At 70.2% G+C, this 16,382-nt stretch carries 19 protein-coding genes and 1 tRNA gene; 9 read left to right on the top strand and 11 right to left on the bottom strand.

Translation table 11 applies throughout. The features are described from left to right. The first annotated feature begins 16 nt into the window (after positions 1 to 16). Positions 17 to 847, top strand: a complete 831-nt coding sequence (locus tag R2D22_RS17135) for a class I SAM-dependent methyltransferase (protein ID WP_318104514.1) — start codon at positions 17 to 19, stop codon at positions 845 to 847. Here R2D22_RS17135 and R2D22_RS17130 read toward each other — a convergent pair. Further along, on the bottom strand, positions 825 to 1,154 hold the full coding sequence (locus tag R2D22_RS17130; protein WP_318104513.1) for a DUF6191 domain-containing protein: 330 nt from the start codon (positions 1,152 to 1,154) through the stop codon (positions 825 to 827). The two genes, R2D22_RS17135 and R2D22_RS17130, sit on opposite strands and share 23 nt — an antisense overlap. Before the next feature lie 98 nt (positions 1,155 to 1,252). Next, complete coding sequence (locus R2D22_RS17125; RefSeq protein ID WP_318104512.1) at positions 1,253 to 1,903, bottom strand: peroxiredoxin-like family protein; 651 nt, start codon at positions 1,901 to 1,903, stop codon at positions 1,253 to 1,255. Positions 1,904 to 2,027: 124 nt separating this feature from the next. Here R2D22_RS17125 and R2D22_RS17120 point away from each other — a divergent pair, with 124 nt between their 5' ends. Both R2D22_RS17120 and R2D22_RS17115 read left to right on the top strand, forming a co-directional pair. Beyond that, positions 2,028 to 2,651 carry a TetR/AcrR family transcriptional regulator gene (locus R2D22_RS17120; protein ID WP_318104511.1) on the top strand — a complete coding sequence of 208 codons (624 nt, stop codon included), beginning with the start codon at positions 2,028 to 2,030 and terminating at the stop codon, positions 2,649 to 2,651. A gap of 46 nt (positions 2,652 to 2,697) precedes the next feature. Beyond that, the gene (locus R2D22_RS17115; RefSeq protein ID WP_318104510.1) at positions 2,698 to 2,904 is read left to right on the top strand and encodes a cold-shock protein; all 207 of its coding nucleotides are present in this window, start codon (positions 2,698 to 2,700) and stop codon (positions 2,902 to 2,904) included. A 27-nt stretch (positions 2,905 to 2,931) separates the two neighbouring features. Here R2D22_RS17115 and R2D22_RS17110 read toward each other — a convergent pair whose 3' ends face one another. Beyond that, on the bottom strand, positions 2,932 to 3,765 hold the full coding sequence (locus R2D22_RS17110; protein WP_318104509.1) for an alpha/beta fold hydrolase: 834 nt from the start codon (positions 3,763 to 3,765) through the stop codon (positions 2,932 to 2,934). Positions 3,766 to 3,890: 125 nt separating this feature from the next. On the opposite strand from R2D22_RS17110, the gene R2D22_RS17105 reads away from it, so the two are divergent. Further along, on the top strand, positions 3,891 to 4,340 hold the full coding sequence (locus R2D22_RS17105; RefSeq protein WP_318104508.1) for a helix-turn-helix domain-containing protein: 450 nt from the start codon (positions 3,891 to 3,893) through the stop codon (positions 4,338 to 4,340). Positions 4,341 to 4,383: 43 nt separating this feature from the next. On the opposite strand, the gene R2D22_RS17100 is transcribed toward R2D22_RS17105, so the two are convergent. Continuing rightward, positions 4,384 to 4,959, bottom strand: a complete 576-nt coding sequence (locus tag R2D22_RS17100; RefSeq protein ID WP_318104507.1) for a TetR/AcrR family transcriptional regulator — start codon at positions 4,957 to 4,959, stop codon at positions 4,384 to 4,386. Positions 4,960 to 5,100: 141 nt separating this feature from the next. Between R2D22_RS17100 and R2D22_RS17095 the strand changes: the two genes are divergently transcribed. Then, positions 5,101 to 5,949, top strand: coding sequence for an SDR family NAD(P)-dependent oxidoreductase (locus R2D22_RS17095; RefSeq protein ID WP_318104505.1), 849 nt, complete (start codon positions 5,101 to 5,103; stop codon positions 5,947 to 5,949). A 403-nt stretch (positions 5,950 to 6,352) separates the two neighbouring features. Next, positions 6,353 to 6,871 carry a hypothetical protein gene (locus R2D22_RS17090; protein ID WP_318104502.1) on the top strand — a complete coding sequence of 173 codons (519 nt, stop codon included), beginning with the start codon at positions 6,353 to 6,355 and terminating at the stop codon, positions 6,869 to 6,871. A gap of 97 nt (positions 6,872 to 6,968) precedes the next feature. Here the strand turns inward: R2D22_RS17090 and R2D22_RS17085 are convergent. The 4 genes from R2D22_RS17085 to R2D22_RS17070 all read right to left on the bottom strand — a co-directional run bounded on the left by R2D22_RS17085 (position 6,969) and on the right by R2D22_RS17070 (position 9,790). Further along, positions 6,969 to 7,042: transfer RNA gene (locus R2D22_RS17085), tRNA-Pro, on the bottom strand. 59 nt (positions 7,043 to 7,101) lie between these two features. Beyond that, on the bottom strand, positions 7,102 to 7,857 hold the full coding sequence (locus R2D22_RS17080; protein ID WP_318104501.1) for a Pr6Pr family membrane protein: 756 nt from the start codon (positions 7,855 to 7,857) through the stop codon (positions 7,102 to 7,104). A gap of 35 nt (positions 7,858 to 7,892) precedes the next feature. Continuing rightward, positions 7,893 to 8,831: a metallophosphoesterase gene (locus R2D22_RS17075; RefSeq protein ID WP_318104499.1), complete on the bottom strand. Its 939-nt coding sequence runs from the start codon at positions 8,829 to 8,831 to the stop codon at positions 7,893 to 7,895. A 32-nt stretch (positions 8,832 to 8,863) separates the two neighbouring features. Further along, positions 8,864 to 9,790 (bottom strand): SMP-30/gluconolactonase/LRE family protein, encoded by a 927-nt coding sequence (locus tag R2D22_RS17070; protein WP_318104497.1) that lies wholly within the window; start codon positions 9,788 to 9,790, stop codon positions 8,864 to 8,866. Positions 9,791 to 9,890: 100 nt separating this feature from the next. On the opposite strand from R2D22_RS17070, the gene R2D22_RS17065 reads away from it, so the two are divergent. Then, positions 9,891 to 10,355, top strand: coding sequence for an Lrp/AsnC family transcriptional regulator (locus R2D22_RS17065; protein WP_318109816.1), 465 nt, complete (start codon positions 9,891 to 9,893; stop codon positions 10,353 to 10,355). Positions 10,356 to 10,387: 32 nt separating this feature from the next. Further along, a complete protein-coding gene (locus R2D22_RS17060) occupies positions 10,388 to 10,852 on the top strand; it encodes a GatB/YqeY domain-containing protein (protein WP_318104496.1) in 465 nt (154 codons plus the stop codon). 127 nt (positions 10,853 to 10,979) lie between these two features. Here R2D22_RS17060 and R2D22_RS17055 read toward each other — a convergent pair whose 3' ends face one another. Further along, on the bottom strand, positions 10,980 to 13,205 hold the full coding sequence (locus tag R2D22_RS17055) for a transglycosylase domain-containing protein (protein ID WP_318104494.1): 2,226 nt from the start codon (positions 13,203 to 13,205) through the stop codon (positions 10,980 to 10,982). A 407-nt stretch (positions 13,206 to 13,612) separates the two neighbouring features. On the opposite strand from R2D22_RS17055, the gene R2D22_RS17050 reads away from it, so the two are divergent. Then, positions 13,613 to 13,957 (top strand): WhiB family transcriptional regulator, encoded by a 345-nt coding sequence (locus tag R2D22_RS17050; protein WP_318104491.1) that lies wholly within the window; start codon positions 13,613 to 13,615, stop codon positions 13,955 to 13,957. An 89-nt stretch (positions 13,958 to 14,046) separates the two neighbouring features. Here R2D22_RS17050 and bagB read toward each other — a convergent pair whose 3' ends face one another. Both bagB and bagA read right to left on the bottom strand, forming a co-directional pair. After that, positions 14,047 to 15,309: an ATPase BagB gene (gene bagB / locus R2D22_RS17045; protein WP_318109814.1), complete on the bottom strand. Its 1,263-nt coding sequence runs from the start codon at positions 15,307 to 15,309 to the stop codon at positions 14,047 to 14,049. Positions 15,310 to 15,374: 65 nt separating this feature from the next. Further along, complete coding sequence (gene bagA, locus R2D22_RS17040) at positions 15,375 to 16,337, bottom strand: ATPase BagA (RefSeq protein WP_318104490.1); 963 nt, start codon at positions 16,335 to 16,337, stop codon at positions 15,375 to 15,377. Positions 16,338 to 16,382 lie beyond the last annotated feature (45 nt).

Raw genomic sequence — 16,382 nt, 5'->3', positions numbered from 1 at the left:
GGATAACCTGCCCGGCATGTACGCACCGACTCCGTCCGACTGGCGCGACGCCAACCGCGCCCGCTGGGACGAACGCGTCCCGATCCATGTCGCGAGCGACTTCTACGACCTCGCGTCATTCCGCGACGGCAAGGAGGCGCTGCGGGACTTCGAGATCGACGAGGTCGGCGACGTCACCGGCAGGTCGCTCCTCCACCTGCAGTGCCACATCGGCCTGGACACCCTGTCCTGGGCCCGCCGCGGTGCCGCCCAGGTCGTCGGCCTGGACTTCTCCGAGCCGGCCGTCGAGACGGCCCGCGGCCTCGCCGCCGATCTGGGTCTGACCGCCGACCGGGCGGCCTTCGTCGCCGCCGACGTCTACGACGCCGCAGAAGCGGTGCCCGACCGCGCGTACGACATCGTCTACACCGGCACCGGGGCGCTCAACTGGCTCCCGGACATCCAGCGCTGGGCCGAGACCGCGGCGTCCCTCGTCGCTCCCGGCGGCTTCCTGTACGTCGCCGAGTTCCATCCGCTGACCGATGTCCTGGACGACGAGACCGGCTCACGGGTGCTGCACGACTACTTCGCCCGCGACGCCTGGGTGGACACCTCGCCCGGGACGTACGCCGACCTCGACGCCGACACCGTCCACAACCGCAGCGTGGAATGGCAGCACCCGGTCGGCGAGGTCGTGACGGCGATCGCGGCGGCGGGGCTGCGCATCGAGTTCCTGCACGAGCACGATGCCTCGCTCTTCCCGCGGTACGGATCGCTCCGCCGCGACGAGCAGGGCTACTACCGCTTCCCCACGGACCGGGCGCGCATCCCGCTGATGTACTCGATCAAGGCGTCCCGCCCGGGCTGACGGCCGCTCCCGCCTCCCGGCCCTCCGGGAGGCGGATGACGGCGCGACCCGCTTTCAGGTCCACCGTCGACCGGTGCGGCGGCGCGCCGTCCTCCTCGTCGTCCCGCATGACCAGGGCGCTCTGCCGCTCCTTGAGCTCGTTCTCCTTGCCCGGCGAGAACGTCGCGTGCAACTGCTCGAAGCCGGTCGACGACACCTGCCCCTGCCGCCGGCCGCGTCCCGTCGCGCGCAGGATCTGGTCGGCGAAGGCGATCACGCACAGCAGGATCACCAGACCGGGCAGCGTCACGAACACGGCGAACTCCATGCCGCCATTGTCGGACCCTCGCCGCCCCCTGAGCCAGACGTCCGGGCGAGCGACATCGCCTGACGGAACCCGGCCGCCCTGCCCGGACCCCCGGACTCCTACGCCTCCAACCCGTCCAGCGCGGCCAGCACGTCGTCCGGCTCCGCCCGCCGCACGTAGTCGGTGTCGACGAACGACCACCGGACGACGCCGGCCCGGTCGATCACGTACGTCGCCGGGAGCGGGAGGGTCCGCGGGTGGCCGCCGTTGACCCGCTGGAGGTCGAAGCCCAGCGACTCGTACACCTCGGCCAGTTCCTCGGTCAGGTCGAAGGCGAGACCGAACTGCCGTGCCACGTCGGAGCCGAGGTCGCTGAGGACGTCGAAGGCGAGGCCGTGCTTCTCCGTCAGGGACAGGGACTCGTCCGGGATCTGCGGGGAGACGGCCACCAGACGCGCACCGCGCGCGGCGATCTCCTCGTGTCGCTGCTGGAGCGCGCGCAGCGCGATGTTGCAGAAGGGGCACCAGGCGCCCCGGTAGAAGGTGAGCACCACCGGCCCTTCGGCCAGCAGGTCGTCCAGGGCGACGCTGCCGCCGGTCGCGGTGGGCAGCTCGAACCACGGCGCGCTCGCGCCCACGGCGAGGGCGTGCCCGGCCAGTCCGGACCGCGCCAGCTCCTCGGCGGCACGCTCCATGACGGTCAGGTCGGCAGCGGGGATGTGGGCGTGGCGCAGGTCGAAGACAGCACGGAGTTCGGCGTCGAGGCTCATCGTGGGTTCCCCTCCAGAACTTGGAATGACCGTTTCAAGATAGGGGGAGGTGCGGGCTGCGCACCAGAGGAATCGCCGGTTATCTTGAACTCATCGTTCCAATATCCATTCCTTGCAGGTGGGCATGCCGGACATCAAGCACTTCGATCCCGACGCGGCGCTCGAAGCGGCCATGCAGCTCTTCTGGCGGCAGGGCGCGTCTTCGACGGGCATCCAGGAGGTCGTCACCGCCACCGGACTCAACCGCTCCAGCCTCTACTCCACCTTCGGCGGCAAGCAGCAGCTCTATCTGTCGGCCCTGCGCCGGTACGCGGAGCAGCGCGCCGACGTCGCGTACCGCGCCATCGCGGAGGACGAGCGCGGCCTGCCCGCCGTCGAGGAGTTCTTCGAGGCGCTCGTCGAGGTGCGTTGCACCGGGGAGCACGCACGCTGGGGCTGCATGATCACCAACGCGATCGCGGCCGGCGAGAACGGCGACCCCGACGTAGGCGCCGTCCTCGACGAGCAGTACCGAGCCCTCACCGACGCCTTGGAGCAGGCCCTCGTCACCGCCGACCGCCTCGGCCTGCTCGCCCCCGCCCCGGCCGCCGCGCCGCGGGCGGCGGCCGAGGTCCTCGTTCTGCTCGCCTACGGCGTGAACCTGCGCTCCCGAGCCGGCGCCGAGCCCGCGGAACTGCGGCGCACGGTGGCGACGGCCCTCGGCACCCTGCGCGTGCCGAAGCGGGCGGCGGGCGACGGCGGTCGCTGAGGCGGGGTGCGCCTCGGCGGGGTACACATCAGGGAAGGAGGCCGTCATGGAAGACAGAAGCACCGGATTCGTGCAGTCCTTCGACCGCCGTCGAGGCTACGGCTTCGTGCTCCCCAAGGGGTCCGAGGAACCCGTGTTCTTCGCCGCCGAGGAAATCGAGGGCCCCACCCGCACGCTCGCCGAAGGCCAGCAGGTCACCTTCGTCCTCGTCCTGGCCCCCGGCAGATTCGAAGCGAAACAGCTCCGCCCCTGACTCGGCCGCAGCCTCTCGAGGCGCCGGTCATATGGCGGCGGCGAGCACCTCGCGCAGCCGACGGGCGTAGGCACGCGGGTGGCTGGTGTTCCCGTTGTGCCCACCGGGGAACTCCACCACGTCCTCGCCCACGAGCTCGGCCAGCGCGAGGGAGCAGTGGTAGTCGAAGACCGTCGTCGGCGTGGTGCGGCCGACCACGGGGACCATGCGCGTGCCGGAGGCCTTCAGTGCCGTCGTGTCGAGGGTGTCCTGGATGATCGCCGTGAAGTCGTGCCGGATGAAGTGGTCGAAGTTGGCGATCCGGCGGGCGTCCATCGGCTGCGGCGTCAGGTCCGGCTCGGCGTCGCGGTTGGTGGGATCGATGCCGAGCGTCCGTGCGATCTCCGGCAGCACGCCGCCGAGCCCGTCCCGGCTGTAGAGGTCTTGCAGATGGGCGAGTTCGTGCTCGTGCCGGCCGCGCTCGTCGTCGGGCAGCAGCCTCGGCGCGACGGGCTCGTGGGCGATGAGCGTGCGGATCTGCCCCGGATGGCGCACGGCGGTGTGCAGCCCGATGACGGCCCCCAGGCTGCAACCGAGCACGTCGGCGGAGGAGTCGGTGAGAACCGAGAGCAGCCGGTGGAGGTCGTCGGCGTGCTCGACCAGCGTCGCCCCCCGCTCCGGGTCGTCGAGCCGGCTGCGGGAAAGGCCGCGGCGGTCGTACGTGGCCACGGTGTACGAGTCGGTGAGCTGTGCGACGAGGTCGGCGCTTCGGTCGGCGTCCCCCTCCCCGCTCTGCGAGATCACCAGCAGCGGTCCGGCGCCCTGGACCTGGTAGTGCAGGGAGGCTCCCGGTACGTCGAGCGTTCCGCGGTGCGTGGTCATGGTGTTCCCCCTCCGAGTGCGACGGTCCCTCCGTCGCGCCCTTCACAGACAATATTCCATCGAGTCCGATACATCAAACCCGATGGATAAATTTCGATGGATCGATTTGGATGTATGTTGTCGGGGTGAACGGAGTCGAGTTGTTCCTGCTGGGGCGTGTCCTGATGAAGATCGGCGAGGACGCCCTGCCCGAACCCCCCGGTGGCGAGGGTCGGTACGCCGGCAGCGCTCGTCTCGTCCTGATCGTGGCCAGTGACATCGCCGCCCACCCCGACAGTTCCGTCGGCGAGATCGCGGCGCGTACGGGCCTGCCGCAGAGTCAGGTGTCCACGGCTGTCGCCCGCTTGAAGGAGGCCGGTTCCGCCCAGGCCGTGCCGGACCCGGCCGACCGCCGCCGCGTCCTCGTGCGCCCGGCCCCCGGGGTGTCCGACCGCGTGGCCGAGGTCCGTGCCAGCCGTGTCGAGTCCGCCCTCGCCGCGGCCCTCGGCACCGACGACCCCCAGCGCCTGACCGAGATCGAAGCGGCCTTGGACGTCCTCGCCCGCCACCTCATGCCGGGCCCCGGTCGCGGCTGAAGTATCAGCCCAATCGCCGCCGGCGCACCCGCCCGGTCGTGGATCAGGCGCGCGGGCCGGCGCCGTGCAGCAGGGTGTCGATGATGCGGGCGGCGAGAGCGTCCGGGTCGGCGCCGTCCGCGTTGCCCCGCAGGGACTCCCCGATGAGTGCGTAGTAGACCCGGCGCACCCATTCGAGGTCGGCCGCCTCGTCGATGAGCTTCTCGGCCTGGGCCCGTTCCAGTACGGCGATGCAGCGGCGGTTGATGTCCTCGTGCAGGACGGCGGCGTCGCTGTCCGGGTCCGCCGGCAGCTCCAGGGCGAACGCCCAAGCACTCTTGACCTGCAGCACGTTGGCCGTGATCCGGTGCATCGCCACCAGCGGTGGCGCGGTGTCCGGCCTGCCGTCGTCCACCGCCTGGGCGAGCTGACGGGCCGCGGACGACGCCAGCGCCTCGATCAGCGACTGACGATTGGCGAACCGCCGGTGGATCGTCGTCCGGGCCACTCCCGCGGCCGCGGCGATCTGCTCCATCGATGCGCCGGGCTCCGCGGCGAGCACCCGCTCCGCCGCCTCCAGGATCGCCCGCACGCTGCGCTCCGCGTCCGCCCGCAACGGCTGTGCCGCCGTCTCACCCATCACGCCTCCTGGTAGAGCACCTGTCTCGAAACACAGTACATCCGGGACGCAATATCAGCGCTATCTGCATCACCACTGTTGCAACTTCTCGCGAAACCGGTACGCTCGAATACCAGTTGCCATCGACTGAAGGGGGAAGCCATGCACCGCACCGCTCTCATCACCGGAGCCTCGTCCGGCCTCGGCGCCGAATTCGCCGAGCAGCTCGCCGCCCAGGGACACGAAGTGATCCTGGTGGCACGGTCCGGCGACCGGCTGACCGCGCTCGCCGAGCGCCTGACCGCAGAGCGCGGCGTTCGCGCCCATGTACTGGTCCAGGACCTCGCCGAGCCGGACGCGGCCCGCCGCGTCGCCGACCGGCTGACGGCCCTCGGCCTGAGCGTCGACGTGCTGGTCAACAACGCCGGCTTCGGCACCTGCGGCCGCTTCGAGGAGATCTCCGGGGACCGCGACCACGACCAGCTCATGGTCAATGTCGTCGCGCTCGTCGACCTCACCCACGAACTGCTGCCCGGCATGCTGGAGCGCGGCCGCGGCTCGGTCGTCAACGTCGCTTCCAACGCCGCCTTCCAGCCTTCCCCGTACTTCGCCGTCTACGGTGCGGCCAAGGCGTTCGTGCTGAATTTCGGCCTCGCCCTGCGGCAGGAGTACCGGGGGCGCGGCATCCGTGTGCTCACCCTGTGCCCCGGCCCGGTCGAGACCGCGTTCTTCGACACCATCGGTACCCGCAAGGCGGCGGTCATGGGCTCCATGACCACCCCGAAGCCCGTCGTGCGCGCCGCGCTGCGCGCACTGGACCGCGACCGCGGCTACGTCGCCCCCGGCCTCGGCAACGCCCTGGCCGCACACCTGACACCGCGCCGCCCCCGCACCCTGGTCGCCGCCATCGCCGAACGCATCACCCGCAAGGTCCTGACCCCGCCGGCCGCCACTCCACCGGCCGCCACCCCGTCGCCCGCCACCCCGACATCGCGGGAGCACGCCGCATGAGACCCGCCACCGCCCCTCGGCGCGGCCTCGGCGATGCTGCTCGTGGTCTCATCCGCTGCGGTACGACTTGTCCGCCGCGCAGAAGCTGACCCTTGCGGCCAAACCGCGAAGAGTGGGCAGCTCCGCCGGATAGGGGAACTCGGCCGAACCGGCCCGCCCGCTCCTCTGTACCGCGCGTGGTTCGGATTGGGCTGGTAAGGGGCGTCGGCCGTGGCTCGGTTGAGCATTCCCGTGGAATACATGTTCTGGGCGTGCGTTCGGCATATGCCCGCCCCTTGAATGCACCGAAACATCATGAACCGCCCTCCGCCTCCCTTCCCGGCCTTCCGGCGGAGCGCCAGGGTGGTCGGACCCGATGTTGGCTACCGGGCTCACAAAGCCCGCACCACACAGGAGGTTTGTGATGGCGCTGACACAGTGGACGAAGGCAATCGAGTGGCTGGCAGCCACCGCCGACGATCCGCAAGCCTACGAGCGCGACTGCCGCCGCGGCGGCGCCGGCATCCATCTGTTGGCTGCCGGACGCCAATGGGACGTGCTGATCGTTCCCGCGTGCCTGGGCCTGCGCGCCGCGGACATCCTCGCCGCCCCTCCTCGCGTCGGTCCCGGCCCTGTGCTGCTGGACGGCCGGCGACGCGAGGTCGGTTTCTTCCTGCCCCCCGACCCCGGGGCCACCTGGGTCGGTGACCGCACCCGCCACATCACCCAGGGAGGATGGATCGCCGCCCCTGCCCCCCACTGCCGCTGGGGAGACCTGCGATGGCTCGTACCGCCCGACGGCAGCGGCGCCCTGACCACGCCCCGCACCATGGAGCTCGCCCTGCGCCGGGCCACGAAGGAGCTCGCCCGCTGCCACGGCACCCCCATCCACGCCGTCCGGTCCCCCCACCGACGTGCAGACGCCGACCCGCAGCGGCCGTAGACACGCGCGAAGCGGTAGTCACGCAGATAGACACGCAGACAGAAACAGGTGAGGGACCTACGGATATCCGTAGGTCCCTCACCTGGTGTTTCGGCTGTCGGGGTGGCGGGATTTGAACCCACGACCTCTTCGTCCCGAACGAAGCGCGCTGCCAAGCTGCGCTACACCCCGATGTCGCTGCTTCGTTGTTCTCGTCGCGGCGACATCGATTACTTTAGCCCACCCGCGCTCTAGGACGAAATCCGGTTTTCCCGCGGCCCCACCGCAGGTCGGATGCGGTCCAGGGCGACGATCGCCAGGCCGAGGGCGTAGAACGCGGCTCCCAGGACCAGGGCGTTGGTCAGGACGCCGGCGTAGCCGTGGGCGGCGGCATCGATGAAGGGGTAGGTGTAGCGGGTCGGGGTGTCCGGGGAGAGCAGGGCGCCGCGGATCAGGGCGAAGGTCAGGTACGCCGCCGGGGCGGCGAGCCACTGGGCGGCGTGGCGCCAGTGGAGGGCGCCGGGGAGGGTGAGGAGCAGCCAGTCCAGCACGGTGGCGATCGGGGTGACCGTGTGGAGCAGCTGGTTGGCGACCGCCTTCGCGCCCGTGAGCTCGGCGATCTCCGCCGCCTGGTTGAACTCGCTCGCTTCGTTCGCCAGCACGAAGTGGAAGACCAGGCCGACCACCGAGATGCACAGCAGCAGTCCGCCGGTCCACACCGCCGGCAGCGGGGTCCGGCCCGTCCAGGCCCGGACGGCGCCCCAGCCCATGACGACGGCGACCCCGATGTTCGACCAGATGGTGAAGAAGGAGAGGACCACCGGCACCCGGCCGTAGACGCACTCGATGCCGACACCGACGATGGCGGCCAGCGCGATCAGCGCGCGGAAGGCGGCCGCGTACGGGCGGCGGGCGAGCGGCACGGCCGTGCCTTCCGCGGACCCGGCGACCGCGCCGGTGGTGGGGGTGTCCCTCGGGGACGACCCGGCGGTGTTCGGCGTGAGCATGACTCACACCGTACGGGCCGGGCCGCCGCCCGGGCTCAGTCGCGCGCCGTCAGAGTGAGGAGTGTCGCCTCGGGCGGGCAGGCGAAGCGCACCGGCGTGAAGCGGTTGGTGCCGCAGCCCGCCGAGACGTGGAGGAAGGAGGTGCGGTCCGCGACCGTGTGCGTCGACAGGCCCTTCACCCGGTCCGTGTCCAGGTCGCAGTTGGTCACCAGTGCCCCGTAGAAGGGGACGCACAGCTGACCGCCGTGCGTGTGCCCGGCCAGGACCAGCGGGTAGCCGTCCGCCGTGAAGGCGTCCAGGCAGCGCAGATACGGCGCGTGCACGACGCCCATCGAGAAGTCGGCCGACTCGTCGGGGCCGCCGGCCACCTCCTGGTACCGGTCCCGCTTGATGTGCGGGTCGTCCACGCCGGTGAAGGCGAGTTCGAGGCCGCCGAGCTTCAGACGGCCGCGGGTGTTCGTCAGGTTCACCCAGCCCGCCTCGTCGAAGGCGTCCCGGATGTCCTCCCACGGGTTGTGCACGGCGCCGACGACCGGCGGGTTGCCGTTCAGGCCGTGCCGGCCCTGCACTTTCTCCAGGAGGTAGCGGGCGGGGTTGCGCAGCTGAGGCCCGTAGTAGTCGTTGGAGCCGAAGACGAACACGCCGGGGAAGTCCATCAGCGGCCCGAGCGCGTCGAGCAGCTCCGGCACGGCGTTGGTGTCGGACAGGTTGTCCCCGGTGTTCACGACGAAGTCGGGGCGCAGCCCCGCCAGCGACTGCAGCCACGTCCGCTTCTTGCGCTGGCCGCACACCATGTGGACGTCCGAGACCTGAAGCACCCGCAGGTCCCGCATCCCGCGCGGCAGTACAGGGACGGTGACGCGGCGCAGCCGGAACGAACGGGCCTCGAAGCCTGCGGAGTAGATCAGACCTGCCGCGGCCGTCGCCGCGACGCCTGCCGTGATTTTCAGGGGGAGTCCGTAGCGTGCGCGCATGCGCCCCATCGTCGCAGACCCGGAGGGCCGGCTCAGACGCGGATGCGCGGCGCTCCGGTCACGGCGGTCATGAAGCAGTACACGGATGTCGATGCGGCGAGGAACATGATGTTGTTCTTCGGGCCGCCGAAGGCGACGTTGGCGACCGGTTCCGGCATCAGCAGCCGGCCGATGAGGGTGCCGTCCGGGTCGTAGCAGTGCACGCCGCCCTGCATGGCGGCGGCCCACAGCCGTCCGCCGTCGTCGAATCGGATGTTGTCGAAGCGGCCGAGACCCTCCTTCGTCTCCGCGAACACCTTGCCGTCCGACAGCGTCCCGCCGTCGCGCACGTCGAAGACCCGGATCACCCCGTTCCGCGTGTCGGAGACGTACAACTCCCGCTCGTCGGGCGAGAACACCAGCCCGTTCGGCGCCCCGAAGCCGTCCGCGACGAGCCGCACCTCGCCGCTGCCGGGGTCGATCCGGTACACCTGGTTGGCGCCGATCTCGGACTCGGCGCGGTGGCCCTCGTAGTCGCTGGTGATCCCGAAGTCGGGGTCGGAGAACCACACGGACCCGTCCGAGTGCACGACCACGTCGTTCGGGCTGTTGAGCCGACGGCCCTGCCAGCGGTCGGCGAGCACCGTGATCCGTCCGTCGTGCTCGGTCCGCGTCACCCGCCGGTTCCCCTGCTCGGCGCTGATGAGCCGGCCCTCGCGGTCGAGCGTGTTGCCGTTGCTGTGCCCGGCGGGGGAGCGGAACACGCCGACGGTCCCGGTCGTCTCGTCCCAGCGCAGCATGCGGTCGTTGGGGATGTCGCTCCAGATGAGCTGCCGCCAGGCGGGCAGATAGACGGGTCCCTCGACCCAGCGGCCTCCGTTGTGCAGGACGCGCATGACGTCGTCGCCGTTGGCGCAGCGTCCGGTGCGGAAGCGCTCGTCCAGGATCTCGTACACGACAGGGTGAGTGCTGCCGGACATCGTCATCCCCCATGGCTTGTTCGCCGAATGTGATTCTGTCGAGGTCGACTATGGCAGAAGCGGATACGGTTGTGCCATGGCCAAGGATGTGACGACGGACATCGACGAGACCGACCGCAGACTGATCGCGGCGCTCCAGCGGGACGCGACCACGGCATACGCGGCGCTCGGCAAGGAGGTCGGCCTGTCCGCCGGCGCCGCCCACGAGCGGGTACGGAAGCTGCGCGAACGCGGGGTCATCCGGCGCACGACCGTCGACGTGGACCCGGCGGCGCTCGGGCAGGGGGTGCTGGCGTTCGTGATGGTCGAGTCCTCCGCCTGGATGGGCGACTCGGCGGACGCCTTCGCGGCCATCCCGGAGATCGTGGAGGCGCACGTCATCGCAGGCAGCGCGTCGGTCCTGGTCAAGGTGCGCACCGCGACGACCGAACAACTGCAGGACGTGCTCCGCCGGTTGTACGCGATCGAGGGCGTGCGCGGTACGCAGGCGACGGTGTCCCTGGAGACGTTCTTCGAGCGCCCGGTGGCCGCCCTCGACCCGTCGGCCACACCGAAAGCGCTTTGACCGGGTCCAGAGGAAGGGACTAAGAAGAAGCCATGACCACGCTCAAGTCCAAGCTGCAGGAAGACCTCAACACCGCGATCAAGGCGCGTGACGAGCTGCGTTCGTCCACGCTCCGACTGACGCTCGCCGCCGTCCAGAAGGAGGAGGTCGCGGGTACCACCAAGCGCGATCTCTCCGACGACGAGGTGCAGAAGGTCATCGCCAAGGAGGCGAAGAAGCGCCGCGAGGCCGCGGAGGCCTTCGCGCAGGGCGGTCGCACGGAGCAGGCCGAGCGCGAGAAGGCGGAGGGCGTCGTTCTCGACGCGTACCTTCCGCAGCAGCTGAGCGACGACGAGCTGGAGCAGATCGTGGCGGCGGCGGTCGCCGAGGCCAAGGGCGCCGGGGCCGAGGGCCCGCGCGCGATGGGCGCGGTCATGAAGATCGTGAACCCGAAGGTCGCGGGGCGGGCGGAGGGCGGCCGGGTCGCCGCCACGGTGAAGAAGCTGCTGGCCGGCTGAGCCGACGCGACGGCCGCACGGCAGCCGCACGCCGCGCCGTACCAAGGCCGCTCGGCCGTACGGCTGATGCAGAGACGGGGCGTCCCTCCTGAGAGGGACGCCCCGTCTTCATGTCAGCCGTGCCGCGTCACCGGCCTCCGCCGCCGTTGCCTCCCTGGCCGCGGTGGGTGCCGCCGCCGATGAGGTCCGGCGGGAAGGTGATGTCCGGGAAGATGTCGCCGTCGTCGCCCGGCTTGTTGTCGCCGCCCGGGCGCCGCCGGTCACGGCCCTTGTCCTTCGGGTCCTTCTGCGCGTCCGGGATGTTGACGCGGACGAACTGTCCCGCCGGCAGACCGTCCAGCGCGCCCGTCATCGCGTCCTTCCAGATCGGACCCGGGACCCGGCCACCGAAGACCTTGTCGTGGTAGACGCCGCCGATCGTGATCTGCTCCATCGAGACCTGCTGGCTGGCGCTGCCGACCCACACCGCGCCCGACAGGTTCGGCGTGTAGCCGACGAACCAGGCGTTCTTCCGCTCGTCCGTGGTACCCGTCTTGCCCGCGTTGTCACGGCCGCTCAGACCGGCCTGCTGGCCCGTACCGGAGTCGACCACACCGCGCAGCAGCTCGTTGATCGTGTCCGCGGTGCGCTCGGTCATCGCCTTGCTGCACTCGGACTTCGGCACGTCGAGCCGCTTGCCGTCCGCGGTCTTGATCGCCTGGATCGCGGTCGGCGTGCAGTACGTGCCCCGGTTGGCGAAGGTCGCGTACGCCGTCGCCATCGTCAGCGGCGAGATACCGGTCGAGCCCAGGGTCAGCGCCGAGGGCGACACCGGCAGCTTCGTGCCGTTGCCCTGCACGACGCCCAGCTTGTCGGTGATGTCGACCACCGGGCAGAGCCCGATGTCCTGGATCATCTGCACGAAGTAGGTGTTGACCGACTTCTCCATCGCCTCCTTCAGCGCGTACGGACCGACCTCCGTCTCGTTCTCGTTCTCCAGCTTGTAGCCGCCGTCGTTCACCCACGGGGAACCGGAGCAGGTGGGGATCGAGGCCGGGTACGGCATCTCGTACGGCGCCGAGTAGACCTGCGTCGGCGGTCGGCCCTGCTCGATGGCGGCCGCGGCGAGGAACGGCTTGAAGGTCGAACCGACCGGGAAGCCGAAGTTCGAGCCGCCCTGCTTCTTGTTCACCGAGTAGTTGATCGTGGTCTCGTGCTCGCCGAAGCCGTACGGCTTGGACTGGCCCATCGCCAGGATCTTGCCGGTGCCGGGCTCGACCATGGTCACCGCGGCGGCGACCTTGTCGTCCTGGTTCACGTGGTCCTTGAGCGACTGCTGCGCCGCCTCCTGGGCCTGGGAGCTCAGAGTGGTCCGGATGGTCAGACCGCCCTGGTTCCAGATCTTGGCCCGGTCCTCGCGGGTCTTGCCGAAGACCGGGTCGGACAGGAAGACCTGCTTGACGTAGTCGCAGAAGAAGCCGGCGCCGCTGGCGGCGGTGATGCAGCCGTTCTTCGGCTTGCTCACCTTCAGCTTCAGCGGGCTGGCCTTCGCCCGGTCCGCCTCCGCCTGGCTGATGTCCTTGAGGTCCGCCATGCGCTGGAGCACGACGTTGCGGCGCTTGACGGCCTCCTGCGCGTCGTTCACCGGGTCGTACCGGCTGGGGGACTGCACGATGCCCGCGAGCATCGCCGCCTCCTCCACGTCCAGGTCCTTGGCGTGCTTGGAGAAGTAGCGCTGCGAGGCCGACTCGATGCCGTAGGCCTGCTGCCCGAAGAACGTGATGTTGAGGTAGTTCTCCAGGATCTTCTTCTTCCCCAGCTCCTCTTCGACCTGGATCGCGTACTTGAGCTCGCGCACCTTGCGGCCGATGGTCTGCTGGGTGGCCTGGGCGACCTTGTCGGGGTCGTCGCCGGCCTCCTCGACGAAGACGTTCTTCACGTACTGCTGGGTGAGCGTCGACGCGCCCTGGGCGACCCCGCCGGACTGCGCGTTCCGGTTGATCGCGCGCAGCACGCCCTTGAGGTCGATCGCACCGTGCTCGTAGAAGCGCGAGTCCTCGATCGCGACGATCGCCTTCTGCATGTACGGGGAGATCTTCTCCAGCGGCACGACCGTGCGGTCACGGGAGTAGACCGTGGCGATACGGCCGCCGTCGGCATTGAGGATCGTGGTGCGCTGACTGAGCGGGGGCGTCTTCAGATTCGCGGGGATCTCGTCGAATCCCTCGACGGTTCCCTTCGCCGCGAGTCCCAGTGCCCCGGCGGCGGGCAGGGCGATTCCCGCCAGCACCGCTCCGGCGAGCACACTGACACCGAGGAACTTGGCGGCCTGCTGGGTCCCGGTCAGACCACCGCCCGAGCGCTTCTTTGCCATGGGGGCAGCCTACGTTCTCATTCGCCGGACACACGTATATGCCTTGGCCTAAGCTGCTCTCAACTGTCACAGCTGTGTGGTTCTGCATCAAGACCCCGTCATGAATTCGGCGTGACGACCCATGACCCCGAAACGTGGGACGTCGTGCCCGATTCCGCCGGATGTGTCATTCCCTGCCCAGTACGGCCCGGGTTTTTTGCCCAGAATTCACCGGGGAATTCCCTTATGTCCTCGGCTCACTCCCCTGGGTGATCTGCCGCGTACGCATAGTCCGTTCGGGCCATTCAAGATTGGGCCCGAAGGGGGTGTTGCGCTGTGCCCACCTTCCGTAACGTCCTCAACTGGCAGCGGTGAATATGCCGCTACCGCCGTGGGGGAGCCTCGATTCGGGAGAGGACGGCGCCGGTATGGGCTGGGTAGCTGACTGGAGTGCGCAGGCGGCCTGCCGCACTACCGATCCGGATGAACTGTTTGTTCAGGGAGCGGCGCAGAACAGGGCGAAGGCGGTGTGCACCGGATGCCCGGTGCGGACCGAATGCCTGGCCGACGCGCTGGACAACCGCGTCGAGTTCGGCGTGTGGGGCGGAATGACGGAGCGCGAGCGCCGTGCGCTGCTGCGCCGGAGGCCGACCGTCACCTCGTGGCGCCGGCTCCTGGAGACCGCGCGGACCGAGTACGAGCGCGGTGCGGGCCTGCTGCCCGTCGCGATGAACGACGACGAGACGTACGAGGAGTACGCCGCGGTGGGCTAGGCCCACACGCAGGTCGTCACAGCACGGCCCAGGCCGACACGCCACGGCTCAGGTCGGACACCTCATGGTCAGGTCCGACACGTCACAGCTCACACCGGGGACGGGCTTCCGGTCGCGAGCCGGTCGCCGATGGCCCGGAGGCCGGCGAGGTCGTGCACGTCACCGGGCAGGGCGGCCACTTCGGTCACCGCCACCTCGGGGTGCAGCGCGGTGAAGCGGTCCCGCGTGCGCTGTTCACGCGCGATCACCTGCATCCGCTCGGCGTGCAGCCGGAGCAACCCCGCGGTCAACTGCTCGAGATCGGGCCGGTTCTTCGTGTCCGTGTCGCCGCCGTCGAGGGGGGATTCGGACGGCTCGGGAGAGGCGGCCCCGGGGCCACGAACACCAGTCTTCCCGGCCTCCTGATCCACAATGCGGCCCTCACCAAGATTTTCCGCGGCCGCCCGTGCGCGCTCGGCGGAGAGCCGCGCGGCCCCGCTGCCGTGCACCCGGTTGAGGATCAGGCCCGCCAGGGGCATGTGCTCCGCGGCCAGCCGCTCCACGAAGTACGCGGCTTCGCGCAGTGCGTCCCGCTCCGGCGTGGCGACCACGAGGAACGCCGTGCCGGGCGCCTGGAGCAGCTTGTACGTGGCGTCGGCGCGGGTCCGGAAGCCGCCGAACATCGTGTCCATCGCGGCGACGAAGGTCTGCACGTCCTTGAGGAACTGCCCGCCGAGCAGCTTCCCCAGAGACCCCGTCATCATCGACATGCCGACGTTCAGGAACTTCATCCCCGCCCGGCCGCCCACCTTCGCAGGCGCCATCAGCAGCTTGATGAACTTCCCGTCCAGGAAGGACCCGAGCCGCTTCGGCGCGTCCAGGAAGTCGAGGGCCGAACGGGACGGGGGAGTGTCGACGACGATCAGGTCCCACTCGTCCTTGGCGCGGAGCTGCCCGAGCTTCTCCATCGCCATGTACTCCTGTGTGCCGGCGAAACCCGCCGACAGGGACTGGTAGAAGGGGTTCTCCAGGATCGCCCGCGCCCGCTCGGAATCCGCGTGCGCCTCGACGATCTCGTCGAAGGTCCGCTTCATGTCGAGCATCATGGCGTGCAGTTCACCGCCGTTCGACCCCTTGATGCCCTCCACCCTGCGGGGGACGTTGTCGAGGGAGTCGATGCCCATCGACTGGGCCAGCCGCCGCGCCGGGTCGATCGTGAGGACGACGACCCGCCGCCCCCGTTCGGCCGCGCGCACGCCGAGGGCCGCCGCCGTGGTCGTCTTGCCGACGCCGCCGGCGCCGCAGCAGACGATGATCCGGGTGCCCGGGTCGTCGAGGATCGGGTCGAGGGCGAGGACCGGCACGGAGTCGATGCCCTGTGACGCCCCGGTCCCGAACCCCGTCTCCGCCCCCTCGTTCGCCGCAGTGTCCCGCTCCGTCACGCGCCGACCCCCAGCTTCCGCAGTTCCTTCGCCAGCCGGTAGAGACCGGCGATGTCCGCGCCCTCCCCGAGGAAGGGCAGTTCGTACGCCGGCACGTCGAGGCCCGCCAGCACGGCGCGCTGCTCGCGCTCCAGGGCGACCCGCTGCGCGTGCTCCGCCGCCTGCTCCAGGAGCGGGTCGACCAGGCGCGTGCCGCCGGCGACGCCGACGGACGCCAGGGTCTTCGCGATCCCCGCGCGGTGGTCGCCGGCCGCGGCCCGTACCGCGTCCTCGTCCAGGACGTGCGGCCGGACCATGTTCACGATGACCGCGCCCACCGGCAGTTCGGCGTCCCGGAGTTCGGCGATGCCGTCGGCGGTCTCCTGGACCGGCATCTCCTCGAGCAGGGTCACCAGGTGCACTGCCGTGTCGGGCGACTTGAGGAAGCGCATCACCGCCTGCGCCTGGTTGTGTATCGGGCCGATCCTGGCCAGGCCCGCGACCTCGTCGTTGACGTTGAGGAAGCGGGTGATGCGGCCGGTCGGGGGCGCGTCCATCACGACGTAGTCGTACGTGAACCCGCCCTGCTTCTCGCGCCGCCGGACGGCCTCGCACGCCTTGCCGGTGAGCAGGACGTCCCGCACCCCCGGCGCTATCGTCGTCGCGAAGTCGATCGCGCCGAGCTTCTTGAGGGCGCGGCCGGCGCTGCCCAGTTTGTAGAACATCTGGAGGTAGTCGAGGAGCGCGCGCTCGGCGTCGATGGCCAGCGCGAACACCTCTCCGCCGCCCGGCGCGACGGCGATCTTGCGTTCCTCGTAGGGAAGGGCCTCCGTCTCGAAGACCTGTGCGATGCCCTGTCTTCCTTCGACCTCCACGAGGAGAGTCCGCTTGCCCTCGGTCGCGAGGGCGAGCGCGAGGGCGGCGGCTACCGTCGTCTTACCGGTACCACCCTTGCCGCTGACGACCTGGAGCCTGCTCACGTCATCGAGCCTAACCACTGGCGGGGCCGTCCAAGCAGGAGGCTG

It is taken from the genome of Streptomyces sp. HUAS YS2 (assembly GCF_033343995.1).
Classification (GTDB): domain Bacteria; phylum Actinomycetota; class Actinomycetes; order Streptomycetales; family Streptomycetaceae; genus Streptomyces; species Streptomyces solicathayae.
Note: the sequence above shows the minus strand (reverse complement) of the source record. Positions and strands in the feature narration are given on the sequence as shown.

Bases quoted from the DNA above. Each gene is read 5' to 3' on its own strand.
- R2D22_RS17120 (WP_318104511.1), top strand. From the start codon at position 2,028: ATGCCGGACATCAAGCACTTCGATCCCGACGCGGCGCTCGAAGCGGCC.
- R2D22_RS17115 (WP_318104510.1), top strand. From the start codon at position 2,698: ATGGAAGACAGAAGCACCGGATTCGTGCAGTCCTTCGACCGCCGTCGA.
- R2D22_RS17125 (WP_318104512.1), bottom strand. From the start codon at position 1,903: ATGAGCCTCGACGCCGAACTCCGTGCTGTCTTCGACCTGCGCCACGCC.
- R2D22_RS17075 (WP_318104499.1), bottom strand. From the start codon at position 8,831: ATGCGCGCACGCTACGGACTCCCCCTGAAAATCACGGCAGGCGTCGCG.
- R2D22_RS17080 (WP_318104501.1), bottom strand. From the start codon at position 7,857: ATGCTCACGCCGAACACCGCCGGGTCGTCCCCGAGGGACACCCCCACC.
- R2D22_RS17135 (WP_318104514.1), top strand. From the start codon at position 17: ATGTACGCACCGACTCCGTCCGACTGGCGCGACGCCAACCGCGCCCGC.
- R2D22_RS17070 (WP_318104497.1), bottom strand. From the start codon at position 9,790: ATGTCCGGCAGCACTCACCCTGTCGTGTACGAGATCCTGGACGAGCGC.
- R2D22_RS17060 (WP_318104496.1), top strand. From the start codon at position 10,388: ATGACCACGCTCAAGTCCAAGCTGCAGGAAGACCTCAACACCGCGATC.
- R2D22_RS17055 (WP_318104494.1), bottom strand. From the start codon at position 13,205: ATGGCAAAGAAGCGCTCGGGCGGTGGTCTGACCGGGACCCAGCAGGCC.
- R2D22_RS17090 (WP_318104502.1), top strand. From the start codon at position 6,353: ATGGCGCTGACACAGTGGACGAAGGCAATCGAGTGGCTGGCAGCCACC.
- R2D22_RS17110 (WP_318104509.1), bottom strand. From the start codon at position 3,765: ATGACCACGCACCGCGGAACGCTCGACGTACCGGGAGCCTCCCTGCAC.
- R2D22_RS17050 (WP_318104491.1), top strand. From the start codon at position 13,613: ATGGGCTGGGTAGCTGACTGGAGTGCGCAGGCGGCCTGCCGCACTACC.
- R2D22_RS17100 (WP_318104507.1), bottom strand. From the start codon at position 4,959: ATGGGTGAGACGGCGGCACAGCCGTTGCGGGCGGACGCGGAGCGCAGC.
- R2D22_RS17095 (WP_318104505.1), top strand. From the start codon at position 5,101: ATGCACCGCACCGCTCTCATCACCGGAGCCTCGTCCGGCCTCGGCGCC.
- R2D22_RS17130 (WP_318104513.1), bottom strand. From the start codon at position 1,154: ATGGAGTTCGCCGTGTTCGTGACGCTGCCCGGTCTGGTGATCCTGCTG.